16 protein-coding genes are annotated in these 13,731 nt (G+C 72.5%); 15 read left to right on the forward strand and 1 reads right to left on the reverse strand.

The features are described from left to right. Nucleotides 1-236 precede the first annotated feature (236 nt). The 15 genes from J2Z33_RS05745 (at nucleotide 237) to J2Z33_RS05815 (ending at nucleotide 13,530) form a co-directional block, all read left to right on the forward strand. Nucleotides 237-692 (forward strand): universal stress protein, encoded by a 456-nt coding sequence (locus tag J2Z33_RS05745; RefSeq protein ID WP_209838809.1) that lies wholly within the window; start codon nucleotides 237-239, stop codon nucleotides 690-692. A gap of 3 nt (nucleotides 693-695) precedes the next feature. Next, nucleotides 696-1,298: a CPBP family glutamic-type intramembrane protease gene (locus J2Z33_RS05750; RefSeq protein ID WP_209838811.1), complete on the forward strand. Its 603-nt coding sequence runs from the start codon at nucleotides 696-698 to the stop codon at nucleotides 1,296-1,298. 124 nt (nucleotides 1,299-1,422) lie between these two features. Further along, nucleotides 1,423-1,788, forward strand: coding sequence for a hypothetical protein (locus J2Z33_RS05755; protein WP_209838826.1), 366 nt, complete (start codon nucleotides 1,423-1,425; stop codon nucleotides 1,786-1,788). A gap of 133 nt (nucleotides 1,789-1,921) precedes the next feature. Then, nucleotides 1,922-2,488: a NifU family protein gene (locus J2Z33_RS05760; RefSeq protein WP_209838828.1), complete on the forward strand. Its 567-nt coding sequence runs from the start codon at nucleotides 1,922-1,924 to the stop codon at nucleotides 2,486-2,488. 7 nt (nucleotides 2,489-2,495) lie between these two features. Further along, nucleotides 2,496-3,143, forward strand: coding sequence for a tRNA (adenosine(37)-N6)-threonylcarbamoyltransferase complex dimerization subunit type 1 TsaB (tsaB, locus tag J2Z33_RS05765; RefSeq protein WP_209838830.1), 648 nt, complete (start codon nucleotides 2,496-2,498; stop codon nucleotides 3,141-3,143). Then, nucleotides 3,140-3,553 (forward strand): GNAT family N-acetyltransferase, encoded by a 414-nt coding sequence (locus tag J2Z33_RS05770; RefSeq protein ID WP_209838832.1) that lies wholly within the window; start codon nucleotides 3,140-3,142, stop codon nucleotides 3,551-3,553. The genes tsaB and J2Z33_RS05770 overlap by 4 nt, the downstream gene beginning before the upstream one ends. A gap of 148 nt (nucleotides 3,554-3,701) precedes the next feature. After that, nucleotides 3,702-4,697 carry a BMP family lipoprotein gene (locus J2Z33_RS05775; RefSeq protein ID WP_209838834.1) on the forward strand — a complete coding sequence of 332 codons (996 nt, stop codon included), beginning with the start codon at nucleotides 3,702-3,704 and terminating at the stop codon, nucleotides 4,695-4,697. Between the two features lie 78 nt (nucleotides 4,698-4,775). After that, entirely contained in the window at nucleotides 4,776-6,359 is a 1,584-nt protein-coding gene (locus tag J2Z33_RS05780; protein ID WP_209838836.1) for an ABC transporter ATP-binding protein, read from the forward strand. A 1-nt stretch (nucleotide 6,360) separates the two neighbouring features. Continuing rightward, on the forward strand, nucleotides 6,361-7,536 hold the full coding sequence (locus J2Z33_RS05785) for an ABC transporter permease (protein WP_209838838.1): 1,176 nt from the start codon (nucleotides 6,361-6,363) through the stop codon (nucleotides 7,534-7,536). Between the two features lie 4 nt (nucleotides 7,537-7,540). Then, nucleotides 7,541-8,512 (forward strand): ABC transporter permease, encoded by a 972-nt coding sequence (locus tag J2Z33_RS05790; RefSeq protein WP_209838840.1) that lies wholly within the window; start codon nucleotides 7,541-7,543, stop codon nucleotides 8,510-8,512. Nucleotide 8,513: 1 nt separating this feature from the next. Continuing rightward, nucleotides 8,514-9,317 (forward strand): purine-nucleoside phosphorylase, encoded by an 804-nt coding sequence (locus J2Z33_RS05795; RefSeq protein WP_209838841.1) that lies wholly within the window; start codon nucleotides 8,514-8,516, stop codon nucleotides 9,315-9,317. Between the two features lie 120 nt (nucleotides 9,318-9,437). Further along, nucleotides 9,438-10,346: a sulfite exporter TauE/SafE family protein gene (locus tag J2Z33_RS05800; protein WP_209838843.1), complete on the forward strand. Its 909-nt coding sequence runs from the start codon at nucleotides 9,438-9,440 to the stop codon at nucleotides 10,344-10,346. Continuing rightward, nucleotides 10,343-11,089 (forward strand): TIGR02186 family protein, encoded by a 747-nt coding sequence (locus J2Z33_RS05805; protein ID WP_209838845.1) that lies wholly within the window; start codon nucleotides 10,343-10,345, stop codon nucleotides 11,087-11,089. Before J2Z33_RS05800 ends, J2Z33_RS05805 begins: the two co-directional genes overlap by 4 nt. A 64-nt stretch (nucleotides 11,090-11,153) precedes the next feature. Further along, on the forward strand, nucleotides 11,154-12,704 hold the full coding sequence (locus J2Z33_RS05810) for an AAA family ATPase (RefSeq protein ID WP_209839332.1): 1,551 nt from the start codon (nucleotides 11,154-11,156) through the stop codon (nucleotides 12,702-12,704). Beyond that, the gene (locus J2Z33_RS05815) at nucleotides 12,691-13,530 is read left to right on the forward strand and encodes a dienelactone hydrolase family protein (RefSeq protein WP_209838847.1); all 840 of its coding nucleotides are present in this window, start codon (nucleotides 12,691-12,693) and stop codon (nucleotides 13,528-13,530) included. The genes J2Z33_RS05810 and J2Z33_RS05815 overlap by 14 nt, the downstream gene beginning before the upstream one ends. Here J2Z33_RS05815 and J2Z33_RS05820 read toward each other — a convergent pair. Further along, nucleotides 13,527-13,730 carry a DUF1737 domain-containing protein gene (locus J2Z33_RS05820; RefSeq protein WP_209838849.1) on the reverse strand — a complete coding sequence of 68 codons (204 nt, stop codon included), beginning with the start codon at nucleotides 13,728-13,730 and terminating at the stop codon, nucleotides 13,527-13,529. The two genes, J2Z33_RS05815 and J2Z33_RS05820, sit on opposite strands and share 4 nt — an antisense overlap. Between the last annotated feature and the right edge of the window lies 1 nt (nucleotide 13,731).

Genomic DNA, 13,731 nt, shown 5'->3' on the forward strand with positions numbered 1-13,731 from the left:
CCCGCCCAATGGCGGCCGGTGCTCCCGCTCGCGCGCGCGCCTGGTCCCCGCGAGCCTGGGAGTGAACCCGGAGGCTTCGCGGGGATTTAGTCTGTGCGGCCGGCCCTTCCTCCGGTCCCAAGCATCCCGGGGTGAAGCCCCGAAGGGGCGAGGGGCAGAGCCCCTGCCGGCCCCACGTTGCAACCCGCCCGCCCTTCCGCCACACTCCGCCCCATCGCGGCCAAGGGGGGACGGGCGTGCGGAAATTCCTCGTGGTGCTCGACGACACGCGCGAGTGCCTGAACGCCATGCGCTTCGCCGCCATGCGCGCCGCCCGGACCAACGGGGCCGTTCAGGTCCTGTCGATCATCTCGCCCGCCGACTTCGGCGCCTGGATCGGCGTGGGCGACATCATGCGCGAGGAGGCGCGCGAGCGCATCGAGGTCCATTTCGAGGTCTTCGCCAAGTGGATGCGCGACCGCCAGGGCATCGACCCCGAGCTGGTGATCCGCGAAGGCGAGGCCGTCCCCGAGATAATGGCCCAGATCCGCGACGACCCCGAGATCGGCGTCCTGGTCCTCGGCGCGGGCACCGACACCAAGGGCCCCGGTCCCCTCGTCACCGCGCTCACCAAGCAGGCGGGGAGCCTTCCCGTCCCCATCACCATCGTCCCGGGCGACCTGAGCAAGGAGCGGCTCGAGGCCATCACCTGAGACATGGACCGCCGGCTCGCCCTCGCCGCCCTGGTCGCGCTGCCGCTCCTCGCGGCGCTCGCCGCGGCCCTGCCGCCACCCGCCGGCGCGGCCGTCGCGCTCGGGGCCTACTGGGCGCTCCTCGCCCTCGCCGTCCTGCGGGCGGACCGCGACGTCACGGCCGCCCTGCTGACGGCGCGGCGGCCCTCGCGGCTCACGGTCGCCCTGCTGGCGCTCCCCGTGCTGGCCTGGGGCTTCGTCACGCTGCGCCTTCTCGGGCGGGTGCCGCTGCCCCCCCACCTCCTCCTCGCCGCCGCGCTCGCCGCCCTGCTCCACGCGACCCTGGAGGAGCTGTTCTGGCGCGGCCTCCTCCTGCCCCGCGCCACCGCCCGCGCCGCGGCGGGGGCGCTCGGCCTCTACTGGATCGCGCACCTCGCCTGGCTCCTCGCCGCCGCGCCGCCGACCGGCCTGCCGCCCGCCGTGGCGCTCCTCGCGCCCCTGGCGCTGGGCGGCGCCTGGACCGCCGCGCGGCTGGAGACGGGGACGCTCGGCGCCGGCCTGATGGCGCACGCGGGCCTGGCGCTCTTCGTCTTCGCGGGCACGCTGGCGCGCACGGCCGCCCCCTGAAGGCGCACAGGAGCGCCGTCAAAAAAGCACGACGGCGCGGGAAGCGTCAGGAAACCTTTCGCGCACCGCCCGCGTTGCCAGCCCGACCGCACGACAAGCGGGCCACGATTCAAGGAAGACCCACATGAACAAGCTCGTCATCCTGGCCGCCGCGGCGCTGATCGGCGCCGCCGGCCTAGCCTCTGCCCAGGACACCCTCGCCACCGCCGACGCCTTCGGCACCATCCCGGTGCAGGAGGACAACCAGCTCATCGTCCTGCCGCTCGTCACCGCCACCGCCGACGGCGAAGTGCAGATCCGCCGCATCACCGGCGAGAACGAGGGCGAGGTCCTGGCGACCGCGCCGATCACCGCCGGCGCCAACGAGGACGTCCGCATCACCCTGATTCGGCCGGCCAACGCTTCCGCCGTCCTGGCCGTCCTCGTGGTGGGCGGCGTGGACGTGGCCTCGGCCGAGGTGCAGCTCGCCCCCGTCGGCGGCACCGACTGACCCCGACCGGACCGACCGATCCCATGCCGGGGCGCCGGGGAACCGGCGCCCTTCCCTTTTAGAACAGTTCCAAATCTTGACGCGGCGGGGTCCAGGGCGCATATCGGGAGCCTGACCCGAAGGGGGACTCCCGATGTTCATCCAGACCGAATCCACGCCCAACCCCGCCACCCTCAAGTTCCTGCCGGGAGAGACGGTGCTCGGCCAGGGCACGGCCGACCTCCCCGACGCCGCCTCGGCCCAGGCCTCCCCGCTCGGCCGCCGCCTCTTCGCGGTGGACGGCGTGACCGGCGTGTTCCTCGGCTCGGACTTCGTGACCGTCACCAAGGCGCCCGAGGTGGACTGGTCCCACATCAAGCCCGCGCTGCTGGGCGCGATCATGGACCACTACCAGTCCGGCCTGCCGGTGATCGAGGCCCAGGCCACCCCCGCCTCCGGCCACGCCGCCACCCACGACAACGAGGATGCCGCCATCGTGGAGCAGATCAAGGAGCTGCTCGACACCCGCGTGCGCCCGGCGGTGGCGCAGGACGGCGGCGACATCACCTTCCACGGCTTCGAACGGGGCGTGGTCTACCTGCACATGCAGGGCGCCTGCGCCGGCTGCCCGTCCTCGACCCTGACGCTCAAGATGGGGATCGAGAACCTGCTCCGGCACTACATCCCCGAGGTGACCGAGGTGCGGCCCGTCGCCGCCTGACCGGCCCGTGACGGCCCCGCCGATCCTCGCCTTCGACACGTCGGCCGCGCATTGCGCGGCCGCGCTGCTGTCGGGCGGCGCCGTGCTCGCCATGCGCGAGGAGGCCATGGCCACCGGCCAGGCCGACCGCCTGATGCCGCTGCTGGAGGAGATCCTGCGCGACGCCGGCGCGACATGGCGGGACCTCGCGGCGCTCGGCGTCGGCACCGGCCCCGGCAACTTCACCGGCATCCGCATCGCCGTCGCGGCGGCGCGCGGCCTCGCGCTGGGGCTGACGATCCCCGCCATCGGCGTCACCGCCTTCGAGGCGCTGGCCTGGCGCCGCGACGCCGCGCTCGTCGCCCGCGACGCCCGGCTCGGGCAGGTCCACCTCCAGGCCTTCGGGCCCATGGGCTTCGGCCCGCTGACGCAACCGCTCGACGCCCCCGTGCCGCCGCTGCCGCTCGGGACTCCGGTCCTGGGCGACCTTGCCGAGCAGGTCGCCGCCCGCGCCGGCCTCCCCGTCGCCGCCCCTCTCGCGCCGTTGGCCGAGGCCATCGCCCGGATCGCCGCGACCCGCCTCGGCCGGGACAACCCCCGGCCCGCGCCGCTCTACCTGCGCGCGCCCGACGCCGCGCCGCCGCGCGACCCCGCGCCGCTGATCCTGCCCGGATGAGGCCCGAGGATCTGGCCCGGCTCCACGCCGCCGCCAACGACCGCGACCGCCCCTGGGCCGCCGCCGAGTTCGCGTCGCTCCTCGCACAGCCCGGCACGCTCCTCCTCGGCGACGACCGCGCGATGATCCTCGGCCGCGTCGTGCTGGACGAGGCCGAGGTCCTGACCGTCGCCACCGACCCCGCGCATCGCCGCCGGGGCCTCGCGAGCGCCCTCCTCGCCCGCCTCGAATCGGAGGCCGCCGCACGCGGCGCGACGATCGCCTTCCTGGAGGTGGCCGAGGACAACCTCCCCGCCCGCGCGCTCTACGAGGGGCGCGGCTACGCCCCCGTCGGCCGCCGCCCCGACTACTATCCGCGCAAGGATGCCCAGGCCGTCGCCGCGCTGGTGCTGTCGCGCCCGCTGCGCTGACGCCCCGTCGCGGGCGCGTCGCGCGCAACGCACGGAAATATCGGTTGACCCTCCCCGCGCCGCGCGGCTTGATCGCCGCCAGCACGGGGCCAAGGCCCCCGCCACGACCGGGGCCGGCCACGGCCCCCAACACAGGACTGGGAGACGCATGACCACTCGTTCCACCTTCCTCGGCGCGGCCGCCGTTCTCGCGCTCTCGACGGGCGCCGCGCTGGCCGACCCGGCGGTGATCTTCGACCTCGGCGGCAAGTTCGACAAATCCTTCAACGAAAGCGCCTTCACCGGCGCCGAGCGCTGGAAGGCCGAGACCGGCACCGCCTACGGCGAGTTCGAGTTGACCGCCGAGCCCCAGCGCGAACAGGCGATCCGCCGCTTCGCCGAGCAGGGCTACAGCCCGATCGTCATGGTCGGCTTCATGTCGGCGACCCCCCTGAACGAGATCGCGCCCGACTACCCGGACACCAAGTTCGTGATCGTGGACGCCGTGGTGGAGCAGCCCAACGTCCAGTCGGTCGTCTTCAACGAGCATGAGGGCTCCTACCTCGTCGGGATGCTGGCCGGCATGGCCTCCGAATCCGGCACCGTCGGCTTCGTGGGCGGCATGGACATCCCGCTGATCCGCAAGTTCGGCTGCGGCTACGCCCAGGGCGTCAAGGCCGCGAACCCCGACGCCACCGTGCTCGCCAACTTCACCGGCACGACGCCCGCCGCCTGGAACGACCCCGCCCGCGGCTCCGAGCTGACGCTGGCCCAGATCAGCCAGGGCGCGGACGTGGTCTTCGCCGCCGCCGGCGCGACCGGCGTGGGCGTGCTCCAGACCGCCGCCGACGAGGACATCCTGTCCATCGGCGTGGACAGCAACCAGAACTACCTCCACCCCGGCGAGGTGCTGACCTCCATGGTCAAGCGCGTGGACAACGCCGTCTACGACGCCATGAAGGCCGGCGAGGCGGTCGAGCCCGGAGTGCAGGTCCTGGGCGTCGCAAGCGAGGGCGTGGGCTACGCCCTCGACGAGCACAACGAGGCGCTCATCACCCCCGAGATGCGGGCCGCCGTGGACGACGCCTCCGCCAGGATCGCCAGCGGCGAGCTGACGGTCCACGACTACATGAGCGACGAGACCTGCCCGGCGATCTCCTTCTGATCGCCCGACGCTGACAGACCGGGGGCCGCCGCCGTCCGACCGGCGACGGCCCCCGCCGCACTTGCCAAGGGGTGCCCCATGACCTCCGCCGTCCAGTCCCAGACGCAGAGCCAAGGCCAGTCGCAAGGCCAGTCCCAGGCCACCCCCGCCATCGAGCTGCGCGGCATCTCCAAGGCCTTCGGCCCCGTGCAGGCCAACAAGGACATCTCCATCCGTGTGATGCCCGGCACCATCCACGGCATCATCGGCGAGAACGGCGCGGGCAAGTCCACGCTCATGTCGATCCTCTACGGCTTCTACCACGCCGACTCGGGCGAGATCCTCATCGACGGCCGCCCCACCCGCATCCCCGACTCCCAGGCCGCCATCCGCGCCGGGATCGGCATGGTCTTCCAGCACTTCAAGCTGGTCGAGAACTTCACCGTCCTTGAAAACGTCGTCCTCGGCGCCGAGGACTCGGGCCTCCTGCGTCCCTCCCTCGCCCGCGCCCGCTCGGAACTCCGCCGCCTCGCGCAGGACTACGAGCTGGAGGTCGATCCCGACGCCGTGATCGAGGAGATCGGCGTCGGCTTCCAGCAGCGGGTGGAGATCCTGAAGGCCCTCTACCGCAAGGCCGACATCCTCATCCTCGACGAGCCGACGGGCGTGCTGACCCCGCCCGAGGCCGACCACCTGTTCCGCATCCTCCGCAACCTGCGTGAGCAGGGCAAGACGATCATCCTCATCACCCACAAGCTGCGCGAGATCATGGAGATCACCGACACCGTGTCGGTCATGCGGCGCGGCGAGATGACGGCGACCGTGCGGACGGCCGACACCAGCCCCGCCCAACTCGCCGAGCTGATGGTGGGCCGCAAGGTGCTCCTCCAGGTGGACAAGGCCCCCGCCCATCCCGGCGCGCCCGTCCTGGAGGTCGAGAACCTCCGCGTCACCGACGCCAAGGGCGTCGAACGCCTCAAGGGCGTCTCCCTCGCCGTCCGCGCCGGAGAGATCCTCGGCATCGCCGGCGTCGCCGGCAACGGCCAGTCCGAACTCCTTCAGGTCCTCGGCGGCACCATGAGGGCCACCGGCGCCGTCCGCCTGAACGGCCGCCCGCTCGACCTCTCGGGCCGCGAGGACGCCCGCGACCGCCGCGCCGCCGGCATCGGCCACGTCCCCGAGGACCGGCAGACGCAAGGGCTCATCCTCGACTTCGCGGCGTGGGAGAACGTGGCGCTCGGCTACCACGACCGCGAGGCCTACACGAACGGGCCGATGATGGATCAGGCGGCGATGAAGGCCGACACCGCCGACAAGATGCAGCGCTTCGACGTGCGCCCGCCCAACCCCCTCCTGGCCGCCAAGAACTTCTCGGGCGGCAACCAGCAGAAGATCGTCGTCGCCCGCGAGATCGAGAGCGGCCCCGCCCTCCTGCTGATCGGCCAGCCCACGCGCGGCGTGGACATCGGCGCCATCGAATTCATCCACAAGCAGATCGTCGCCCTGCGCGACCAGGGCAAGGCGATCCTCCTCGTCTCCGTCGAACTCGACGAGATCCTGTCCCTCTCCGACCGCATCGCCGTCATGTTCGATGGCCGCATCATGGGCGAACGCCTCGCCGGCCAGACGGACGCGGGCGAGCTCGGCCTCCTCATGGCCGGCATCACCGAAGGGGCGCGCTGACATGGACCGGATGCCGCGCTGGGCCGACCTCGTCCTGATCCCCGTCATCTCGCTGCTGCTGGCGGCGGTCATCTCGGGCCTCGTGATCCTCGCCATCGGCCACAACCCGCTGGAGGCGCTGGGGATCATGGTCTCGGGCTCGGTCGGCTCGACCTACGGCTGGGGCTACACGCTCTACTACGCGACGAACTTCATGTTCACCGGCCTCGCCGTCGCCGTCGCCAACCACGCCCGGCTCTTCAACATCGGCGGCGAGGGGCAGGCCGTCATCGGCGGCCTCGGCGTGGCGCTGGTCGCCCTCTACATCCCCTGGCCGCACTGGAGCCTCGCGCTCCTGGGCTCCATCGCCGCCTCCGCGCTCTTCGGCGCAGCCTGGGCGGCGATCCCGGCGATCCTGCAGGCCAAGCGCGGCAGCCACATCGTCATCACGACGATCATGTTCAACTTCATCGCCGCCGCGCTCCTGAACTACCTCCTCGTGGGTCCGCTCAAGCCCACCGGCACCATGGAGACGGCGACCGCGCCCTTCCCCGAGGCGACGCACATCCCCTCGTTCCGGGACATGTTCTCCTTCGGCGAGACGATCCTGTTCCGGGGCACCCCCGCGAACCTCGCTTTCTTCCTCGCCGTCCTCCTCTGCCTCCTCGTCTGGCTCCTGATCTGGAAGACGCGGCTCGGCTACGAGATCCGCGCCTTCGGCTTCTCCGAAGGGGCCGCGCGCTACGCCGGCATCGGGTCCACGAAGATCATCGTCGTGACCATGCTCATCTCCGGCGCGCTCGCGGGCATGATGGCCGTCAACAACACCCTGGGCGAGGCCGAGCGCCTGATCCTCAACGCCGTGGAGGGCGCGGGCTTCATCGGCATCGCCGTGGCGCTGATGGGCCGGTCGCACCCGCTGGGCGTGTTCCTGGCCTCGATCCTCTTCGGCATCCTCTACCAGGGCGGAGGCGAGCTGCAGTTCGCCCTTGGCATCCCGCGCGAGATGATCGTCGTCATCCAGGCCCTCGTCATCATGTTCACCGGCGCGCTCGACAATATGGTGCGGATGCCGCTGGAGCGGCTCTTCGCCCGACGCCGCCCGGCTCCCGCGCCGGTCGCGCCCCCTGGGCCGACCTTGCATCCCCCGGGGCGCCCCGCCGCCCCGACCAACCCCGGCACCGCCGCGACGGAGTAGGCGCATGGACTGGTCCACCCTCCTCCAGATCTTCGACGCCACGATCCGGCTCGCGACGCCGCTGCTCCTGGCCTGCCTCGCAGGGCTGTTCTCCGAACGCGCGGGCATCTTCGACATCGGCCTCGAAGGCAAGATGCTGGCCTCGGCCTTCCTCGCCGCCGCGCTGGCCGCCGTCACGGGCTCGATCTGGCTCGGCCTCCTCGCCGGGATCGCGGGCGCGCTGGTCCTGTCGGCCATCCACGGCCTCGCCTCCATCACCTTCCGGGGCAATCAGCTCATCTCGGGCGTGGCGATCAACTTCCTCGCCGCCGGCCTCACCGTCGTCGTCGGCCAGGACTGGTTCGCCGAGGGCGGGCGCACCCCGCAACTGGGCGAGGGCGAGCGCTTCCGCCAGCTCACCCTTCCGGGGGCCTCCGAGATGGCGGACCTGCCCGTGCTGGGCCCCCTCTATTCCGACGTGCTGTCGGGCCACTCGATCCTGACCTACATGGCGCTCCTCGCGGTGCCGCTGTCGTGGTGGGTGCTCTACCGCACCCGCTTCGGCCTGCGCCTGCGCGCGGTGGGCGAGAACCCGGCCGCCGTCGACACCGCCGGCATCTCGGTCACGCGCCTGCGCTATTCAGCCGTGGCCATCGCCGGCCTCCTCTGCGCGCTGGCCGGCGCGCAGCTTTCCACGGCGGAACCGGCGGCGGGCTTCGTGCGCGACATGACGGCGGGGCGCGGCTACATCGCGCTCGCCGCCCTGATCTTCGCCAAGTGGCGGCCCGTCGCGGCGCTCGGCGCCTGCCTCCTCTTCGGCTTCCTGCAGGCCCTCGCGCTCCGCCCCGCGCTGTTCGAGCAGACGCTCGGCTTCCGCGTCCAGGGCCAGCTCCTCGACGCGCTGCCCTACATCCTGACGGTCGTCATCCTCGCGGGCTTCGTCGGCCGCGCCATCCCGCCCCGCGCCGGCGGAGAGCCCTATGTCAAGGAACGCTGACATGACCTCCGCCGCCGACCTCGCCGCCATCATCCGCGACCGCGCCGGGCATGATCCGGTGCGCCTGGGCCTCGTCCTCGGCTCCGGCCTGGGCCACATCGCCGGGCAGGTGGACGGCACCGCCATCCCCTACGCCGACCTCCCCGGCTTCCCGCACGCGGGCGTGTCGGGCCACGACCCCCACCTCGTCATCGGCCAGTTGGAGGGCGTCCGCGTCGCGGCCTTCGGCGGCCGCGCGCACTACTACGAATCCGGCGACCCCGCCGCGATGCGCCTGCCGCTTGAGGTGCTCAAGGCGCTCGGGGCCGAATCGCTGATCCTCACCAACGCCGCCGGCTCCCTGCGGCCCGACATGCCCACCGGCTCGGTGATGCTGCTCTCGGACCACATCAACTTCTCCGGCCTCAACCCCCTGATCGGGGAGCGTACGGACGCCCGCTTCGTCCCCATGACCGCCGCGCACGACCCCGACCTCCGCGCCCGCCTCCGCGACGCGGCGGCCCTGGAGGGCGTCCATCTCCACGAAGGCGTCTACGCCTGGTATTCCGGCCCCTCCTTCGAGACCCCGGCCGAGATCCGCGCCATCCGCCTGCTCGGGGCCGACGCCGTGGGGATGTCCACCGTGCCCGAGGTGATCCTCGCCCGCTTCCTGTCCTTGCACGTCGCCGCCCTCTCGGTCGTCACCAACATGGCCGCCGGGATGTCGTCGGAATCCATCAGCCACGAGCACACCAAGGCCATGGCCCCCCTCGGCGCCGCCAAGCTCGAACGGCTGCTCCGCCGAACCTTGCGCGATATGGCCTGACGGCCACGCCCGCGCCTCAAAAGGCGGGTCACGACAACTTTTCCCGCCTGTCGCATCCGACCCGGTTGGATTCGTTAACCATCACGTGCTCATCTGGTGGGGCCGCCTAGAAAGGCACCCATGCAGATCTACCTGCCCATTGCCGAAGTCTCGGTGAACGCCCTCCTGCTCCTCGGGCTCGGGGGGCTGGTGGGCGTGCTGTCGGGGATGTTCGGCGTGGGCGGCGGCTTCCTCATCACGCCGCTGCTGTTCCTCGTCGGCATCCCGCCGGCGGTGGCGGTGGCGACCTCCGCGAACCAGATCGTCGCCTCGTCCTTCTCGGCGCTGCTCACCCATCTCCAGCGCCGCACGGTCGACATGTGGATGGGGACCGTCCTCCTCATGGGGGGGCTCCTCGGCTCGGCGCTGGGGGTGATGGCCTTCAACCTCCTGCGCTCGCTGGGCCAGGTCGATCTCCTGGTGCGGCTCTGCTACGTGGCCTTCCTCGGCACCGTGGGCGGGCTCATGCTCCTGGAATCGGTCCGCGCGGTGTGGCGGACCCGCTCGGGCCAGATCCCGCAGCGGCGGCGGCATTCCTGGGTGCACGCCCTGCCCTTCAAGACGCGCTTCCGCGTCTCGGGCCTCTACATCTCGGTGATCCCGCCGATCCTCGTGGGGGTCTTCGTCGGCCTGCTGTCCGCGATCATGGGGGTGGGCGGCGGCTTCATCCTGGTCCCGGCGATGATCTACCTGCTGGGGATGCCCACCAAGGTCGTCGTGGGCACCTCGACCTTCCAGATCATCTTCCTGACCGCCTTCACGACGCTCCTCCACGCCACCACCAACCAGACCGTCGACGTGGTGCTCGCCCTCCTCCTCATTGTCGGCGGCGTCATCGGCGCGCAGGTCGGCGCGCAGATCGGCACAAGGCTCAAGCCCGAGCTGCTGCGCCTCCTCCTCGCGCTCCTCGTCCTCGCCGTCTGCGGCCAGCTCGCCCTCACCCTCCTCCTCCGCCCCGAGGAGCCCTTCTCCCTGGACAGCGCCGCATGAGGGCGCTGCTTCTCCTGCTGCTCCTCGCCCTTCCCGCGCGGGCCGAGGAGATCGTGCTGGGCCTGTCCAGCGACGAGGTGGCGATCACCGCCACCTTCGACGGCTCCGACATCCTGATCTTCGGCGCGGTCAAGCGCGCCGCCCCCGCGCCCCAGCCCGCGCCCCTCCATGTCATCATCGCCGTCTCCGGGCCCGAGCGTCCCCTCACCGTGCGCGAGGCCGGGCGGCGGCTCGGCATCTGGGTCAACACCGGGGCCGTCCGCGTGAACGCCGCGCCCACCTTCTACGCGGTCGCCACCACCGGCCCGATCGACCTCATCCTGCGCGAGACGGAGGACCTGCGCCATTCCATCACCCTCTCCCGCGCCATCGAGGCGATCGGCAACGACGTCGGCAACCGGCAGGACTTCCTCGACGCCCTCGTCCGCATCCGCGCCGAGGAGGGCAGCTACCAGACCCTCGAAGGCGGCGTCACCTTCGACCAGGAGACGCTGTTCCAGACCCGCATCGGCCTGCCCGCCAACCTGACCGAGGGCGACTACGCCACCCGCATCTTCCTCACCCGCGACGGCCGCGTGGTGGACAGCACCGAGACGACGATCTTCGTCCGCAAGGCGGGGATCGAACGATGGCTCTTCGCCCTCTCGCAGGAGCAGCCGCTCCTCTACGGCCTCCTGGCCCTCGCGCTCGCCATCGCGGCCGGCTGGGGCGCCTCGGCGGGCTTCCGGGCGCTGCGGGGCTAGACGGATGGCGGGCCAGACGGCCGGGGGGCTGGCCCCTCCCGCCCCGCCCGGCTATGTCCGCCCCATGGCCGACCTCCCCGCCCTGTCCCCCGACCAGTCCGACGCCTGGTCGGCCGTCTCCACGCTCCTCGCCCAGGCAGGCGTGGACATGGACGGCGGAGCCCTCGCCCCCGCCGACCCCGACCGCGCGCCGTCAGTGCTGGCGATCACCGGCAAGGCCGGCTCCGGCAAGACCCTGCTCCTCGCCGCCCTCACCCGCGCGCTCCGCGAGGCGGGGGTGGACATCGTCTCCCCCGACTGGGAGGGCCGCAAGCGCAAGGAGAAGCGGACCCTCGCCATCCTCGCCCCCACCAACAAGGCCGCCTCGGTCCTGCGCGCCAAGGGCGTGCCCGCGACGACGATCCACCGCATCCTCTACACCCCCGTCTACGACCCGGAGTTCGAGAAGGTCGCCGAATGGCTCGCGGGCCAGGGCGACCGCCCGACCACCGGCCAGCTCACCGATCTCCAGCTCGACCGCGCGAAGGACTCCTACGCGCTCCACGGCTCCGTCCCCGCCGCGCTGGCGGCGGCGGGTCTGCGCGGCTCCGACTTCATCACCGGCTGGAAGCGGCGGGAGGAGCCCCTGGACCTCGGCTTCATCGACGAATCCTCGATGCTCGACGAACGCCAGTTCGACGACCTCAAGGAGATCTTCCCCACCCTCGTCCTGTTCGGCGACCCCGCCCAGCTTCCCCCCGTCCAGGGCCAGAATCAGGGCCAGGGCGGCGGCATGGTCTTCGAGAAGCTCCCCAAGGACAAGGTCAAGGCCCTGACCCGCGTCCACCGGCAGGCCAGCGACTCCCCCATCCTCGACCTCGCCCATGCGCTGGCCGACCCCGCGCTGGAATTCGAGACCTTCGAGGACATGGTGCGCGACGCCGCCCGCCGCGACCCGCGCGTGCAGGTGACGGGCCGCGTGGACAGCGACCTCATGGCCCGCTCGCCGGTCCTGGTCTGGCGCAACGCCACGCGGATCAAGCTCATCCACGCCTTCCGCTCCGCCCACGCCGCGCCCGAAACCGCGCTCCTCCCCGGCGAGCCGCTGATCTGCGACGGCATCGAGCTGCCCCTCAAGCACCGCAAGAAGCGCCTGGACCTGGAGGCGCGAGGCCTCATCAAGGGCGCGCAGGTGATCTACCGCGGCCCCGGCAACCGTCCCGGCTTCTCCAAGCTCTGGGTCATCGGCGCCGAGGAGCCGCAGGTCTCCGCCGCCTCCATCGTCAAGATCGAGCGCGAGGGCGAGGAGGAGCCCTTCATCCCCTTCGCCGCCCAGATGGGCGCGACCTTCCTCCACGGCGCGGCGGTGACGATCCACAAGGCCCAAGGGTCGCAATGGGACATCGTGCAGGTCTTCGCCCCCGACATCTTCGTCGCCGCCCGCATGGGCCGGATCGAGGCCGGCCAGGCCCTCTGGAAGCGCCTCGCCTATGTCGCCATCACCCGCGCCGCCCACGAACTGCGCTGGGTCATCGCCAACCGCCTCGCCCGGCCGACGCATCCGCTCGGGATCGACGACCTCAAGGCCGGTCCGGCCCCCCTCGTGCTGGAAGGGGCCCCGGATGAGGTGGGCTGACGCCCTCGGGGGCATCCGTGCGCTGCCGCTCCTCCTGCTCCTCGCCGCCTGCGGCCCGGCGGCGACCGTCGCGCCGCCGGCGCGCGAGGCCGGGCTCGCCCTCCACTGGCGGCTCCTGCGGCCCGACGGCCCCGGTCCGCACCCGGCGGCGGTCCTGCTGCCCGGCTGCGACGGCGTCCACGACAACATGGACTTCTGGGCCGAGACCTTCCTCCGGCACGGCCGCGCCGCGCTGATCCTCGACAGCCACGCCCCGCGCGGCCTCGACGACGACCCCGCGTGGCGGCTGGTCTGCGCCGCCCAGCTCCTGCGCGGCCCCGAACGGGCGGGCGACCTCGCCGTGGCGCTGGACGCGCTGGACCGGATGCCGGGGATCGACGGCGGCGACGTGGTGCTGCTTGGCGCCTCCCACGGCGGCTGGACGGCCATGGAGTTCGTCCGCCTCGCCGCCGAGGGCACGCCCCCGCCCGGCCTCGCCCGCTGGCCCGCGTCGCCCGACGACCTGCTCGCCCGGACCCGCGCCCTGGTGCTGCTCTACCCCTATTGCGGCGTCCTGAACCGCGCCGGGCCCGAGGACTGGGCCGAGGCCCCGCCCACCCTGATGATCCTCGCCGGCGACGACTCCGTCGTCAGCGCGCCCGCCTGCGCCGACCGCGCGCGGCAGCTCGCGGCCTCGGGCGCCGAGGTCCGGGTCGAGGTGCTCCCCGGCGCCGGCCACGCCTTCGACCAGCGGGACCGCTCGCCCCTGTCCGCGCTCACCTTCGACGCGGACCAGCGGGCGCGGGCCGAGGCCCTCGTCGGCGGCCTCCTCGGCGACCTGCGCTAGAGCCGCCCCAGCTTCATCTCCGGCGAATACTCGCCCTCAACGTCCTTCGTCACAGCCTGCCCGCAGCGCATCACCCCGCGCGCCGCGTCGAAGGCGTAGGCCGGCGGCCCGTGCAGCTCCCAGCCTTTCGACAGGGCCTCCGTGACCTTGTGGCAGAAGGCCGAGGTGTCGTCCTCGGTCAGGAAGCGATAGGCGCGCATC

Origin of the sequence: Rubellimicrobium aerolatum (genome assembly GCF_017872975.1) — a bacterium.
Classification (GTDB): Bacteria; Pseudomonadota; Alphaproteobacteria; order Rhodobacterales; family Rhodobacteraceae; genus Rubellimicrobium; species Rubellimicrobium aerolatum.

What these genes read in the sequence shown, in the direction of transcription:
- J2Z33_RS05800 (WP_209838843.1), top strand. Translation starts at nt 9,438, where the DNA reads ATGCAGATCTACCTGCCCATTGCCGAAGTCTCGGTGAACGCCCTCCTG.
- J2Z33_RS05815 (WP_209838847.1), top strand. Translation starts at nt 12,691, where the DNA reads ATGAGGTGGGCTGACGCCCTCGGGGGCATCCGTGCGCTGCCGCTCCTC.
- J2Z33_RS05790 (WP_209838840.1), top strand. Translation starts at nt 7,541, where the DNA reads ATGGACTGGTCCACCCTCCTCCAGATCTTCGACGCCACGATCCGGCTC.
- J2Z33_RS05775 (WP_209838834.1), top strand. Translation starts at nt 3,702, where the DNA reads ATGACCACTCGTTCCACCTTCCTCGGCGCGGCCGCCGTTCTCGCGCTC.
- J2Z33_RS05820 (WP_209838849.1), bottom strand. Translation starts at nt 13,730, where the DNA reads ATGCGCGCCTATCGCTTCCTGACCGAGGACGACACCTCGGCCTTCTGC.
- J2Z33_RS05795 (WP_209838841.1), top strand. Translation starts at nt 8,514, where the DNA reads ATGACCTCCGCCGCCGACCTCGCCGCCATCATCCGCGACCGCGCCGGG.
- J2Z33_RS05760 (WP_209838828.1), top strand. Translation starts at nt 1,922, where the DNA reads ATGTTCATCCAGACCGAATCCACGCCCAACCCCGCCACCCTCAAGTTC.
- J2Z33_RS05780 (WP_209838836.1), top strand. Translation starts at nt 4,776, where the DNA reads ATGACCTCCGCCGTCCAGTCCCAGACGCAGAGCCAAGGCCAGTCGCAA.
- J2Z33_RS05750 (WP_209838811.1), top strand. Translation starts at nt 696, where the DNA reads ATGGACCGCCGGCTCGCCCTCGCCGCCCTGGTCGCGCTGCCGCTCCTC.
- J2Z33_RS05770 (WP_209838832.1), top strand. Translation starts at nt 3,140, where the DNA reads ATGAGGCCCGAGGATCTGGCCCGGCTCCACGCCGCCGCCAACGACCGC.
- J2Z33_RS05810 (WP_209839332.1), top strand. Translation starts at nt 11,154, where the DNA reads ATGGCCGACCTCCCCGCCCTGTCCCCCGACCAGTCCGACGCCTGGTCG.
- J2Z33_RS05805 (WP_209838845.1), top strand. Translation starts at nt 10,343, where the DNA reads ATGAGGGCGCTGCTTCTCCTGCTGCTCCTCGCCCTTCCCGCGCGGGCC.
- J2Z33_RS05755 (WP_209838826.1), top strand. Translation starts at nt 1,423, where the DNA reads ATGAACAAGCTCGTCATCCTGGCCGCCGCGGCGCTGATCGGCGCCGCC.
- J2Z33_RS05785 (WP_209838838.1), top strand. Translation starts at nt 6,361, where the DNA reads ATGGACCGGATGCCGCGCTGGGCCGACCTCGTCCTGATCCCCGTCATC.